General features: G+C 44.5%; 3 protein-coding genes. 2 read left to right on the top strand and 1 reads right to left on the bottom strand.

Annotated elements, in window-relative coordinates:
- The first annotated feature begins 176 nt into the window (after window positions 1-176).
- Entirely contained in the window at window positions 177-1,181 is a 1,005-nt protein-coding gene (gene gap, locus ACTHUE_RS14805; RefSeq protein ID WP_070591971.1) for a type I glyceraldehyde-3-phosphate dehydrogenase, read from the top strand.
- Between the two features lie 95 nt (window positions 1,182-1,276).
- Here gap and tsaA read toward each other — a convergent pair whose 3' ends face one another.
- Entirely contained in the window at window positions 1,277-1,951 is a 675-nt protein-coding gene (gene tsaA, locus ACTHUE_RS14800) for a tRNA (N6-threonylcarbamoyladenosine(37)-N6)-methyltransferase TrmO (protein WP_377073511.1), read from the bottom strand.
- A gap of 170 nt (window positions 1,952-2,121) precedes the next feature.
- Between tsaA and ACTHUE_RS14795 the strand changes: the two genes are divergently transcribed.
- The coding region (locus ACTHUE_RS14795; RefSeq protein WP_440423882.1) for a nicotinamidase at window positions 2,122-2,718 on the top strand (597 nt) is incomplete at its 3' end.

The raw sequence follows: 2,718 nt of genomic DNA, 5'->3' as shown, positions 1-2,718 counted from the left end.
AGTCAGGACTGATTCGATTTATCCGATATTTTCCTACAAACAAGAATTTCATATTTTCTTTATTTAAATCAAATAACTTAAAAGTAATTATCTGTAATCCTAGAAAGTAATTTTATTTCAGGATACAATGGCCTTACTGAAAAATTTTTCCCATTCCATCTAATAGGAGTAGCAAAATGAGTATTAAAGTAGCGATTAATGGTTTTGGCCGTATCGGTCGTCTGGCATTGCGTCAAATTGAAAAAGCCCAAGGTATCGAAGTCGTTGCTGTTAACGACTTGACTCCTGCCGACATGCTGTTGCACCTCTTCAAATACGACAGTACTCAAGGCCGCTTTGAAGGCTCTGCCGAATTGAAAGATGATGCGATTGTTGTTAACGGCAAAGAAATCAAAGTATTTGCCAATCCTAATCCTGAAGAATTGCCTTGGGGCGAGTTGGGTGTGGACGTTGTCCTCGAATGTACCGGTTTCTTTACCAGCAAAACCAAAGCAGAAGCCCATATCCGTGCCGGTGCGCGCAAAGTTGTGATTTCTGCACCTGGCGGCAATGATGTGAAAACCGTTGTATACGGCGTAAACCAAGATATTTTGGACGGCAGCGAAACCGTCATCTCTGCCGCTTCTTGTACGACTAACTGCCTGGCTCCTATGGCTGCGGTATTGCAAAAAGAGTTCGGTATTGTTGAAGGCCTAATGACCACCATCCACGCTTATACCGGCGACCAAAATACCCTTGACGCGCCGCACCGCAAAGGCGACTTCCGTCGCGCCCGTGCCGCTGCTTTGAATATCGTACCGAACAGCACCGGTGCCGCTAAAGCCATCGGCTTGGTTATCCCTGAGTTGAACGGCAAACTTGATGGCTCTGCCCAACGCGTTCCCGTAGCCACAGGCTCTTTGACCGAACTGGTTTCTGTTCTCGAACGCCCTGTTACCAAAGAAGAAATCAATGCAGCCATGAAAGCTGCCGCCAACGATGCTTTAGGCTACACTGAAGATCAAATTGTTTCTTCCGACGTTATTGGTATCGAGTACGGCTCACTCTTCGATGCGACTCAAACCCGCGTGATGACAGTTGGCGATAAACAATTGGTAAAAACCGTTGCTTGGTACGACAATGAAATGTCTTACACTTGCCAATTGGTTCGTACCTTGGAATTCTTTGCCAGCAAAATCTAAAAGATAACAGGCTGAATCAATCAGTCTGTGGATAATTAAAAGGCCGTCTGAACATTTCAGACGGCCTTTTGTTTGTAGATAGATTCAATTTGCAATCAGATTGTGGATAGTTTAATCACTGTGGCACATTTGTTTTCTATCCTAAACTGTACTTCATAATCCGCAATATTCATTACATAAACCCGTTCGGGAATATCTTGATAGGCAGGGCGGGGATCTTGAGCAATGCTTTGCTCAATGAGATGTTTTTCTTCTGTGGATAAATGTTCCGTAAGCGTACTTTCTGCCCAGACTACGTTCAATTCTTCAGGTTTGCCGCTGACAAAGCCTGATGATGCGTCAGGTTTGGATTCGACAAACGGGATGTAGGGTTTGATATCCACTACCGGAGTACCGTCCAATAGGTCTGCACCGCTGCAATAGATGCGGACAGGTTTGCCTGTTTCGATGCGTTCGAGTTTCAGCAGGGATAAACCGAGATGATTGGGGCGGTGCGGGCTGCGTGTGGCAAATACGCCTATTTTTTGTTTGCCTCCGAGTCGTGGCGGACGCACCATTTGCGCCCAACCTTCATCCAATACGCCGTGGAAAATAAAACTTATCCACACATAGTCGAAATCTTCCAAGCCCCGAACGCTGTCTGCGGTAAATTCAGGAGTGAGTTCAATGCAAATTTCTGCCGCAGGAACCAAACCGGGTTGGCGGGCAATGCCGAATTTTTGTTTGTAGGGAGAATGAACGGTTGCAATAGGCGTAATCGAATAGGACATAATCTGTGGATAAATATTCTGTGCAAACTGTCATCATATCATAGATGTTTTCCCACATTTTGCGGTAGTAATTTGTTATAATACAAAGCATTTATTTCAAATGTACGTACATGGGTAATAAATGCTCAATTTGAATAATGTAAAATGAAATCAATAGGTTAAATTAATCCATGATTGTTTCTATCGATGTCGATGCACAAAAAACGTTTACGCCTTTGTGTCCGAAAGAATTGCCTGTTGCCGAAGGTCATCTGATTGCGGATGAACTCAATGCCCAAGCTGCATTGGCGGATTTACGCGTGATGACGAAAGATGCGCATCATGTTGCGGCAAAATGGCTTGTGGATAATCCTGTTGATATGTTAAAACCGACGGGTTTACCCGATGCGGATTTGACTTGGGTGTCACATGCGATGGTTGGAACATATGGCTATGAATTGTTGGATGGCCTGCCTTCAGCCAAGGAATACGATTATTGTGTTTGGAAAGGCATTGATCCTGAGTTACATCCTTACGGCGCATGTTTTCACGATATTGAAGAAAAGCTCAGTACAGGTTTGATCGAATGGTTGCGCTGTCAAAATGCAGATACAGTTATTGTCGGCGGTTTGGCAACGGATTATTGTGTGAAAACAACGGTTTTACAGTTGCTTAAAGGCGGAGCTTGGAAAGTCATTGTCAATCAGGCGGCTTGCCGCGGTATTGCTCCGGAAACGGTTGAATCTGCATGGCAGGAAATGCATTCTGCCGGGGCTATTATTTTAGAA

The organism is Neisseria sp. P0021.S005, from assembly GCF_051956955.1.
Note: the sequence above shows the minus strand (reverse complement) of the source record. Positions and strands in the feature narration are given on the sequence as shown.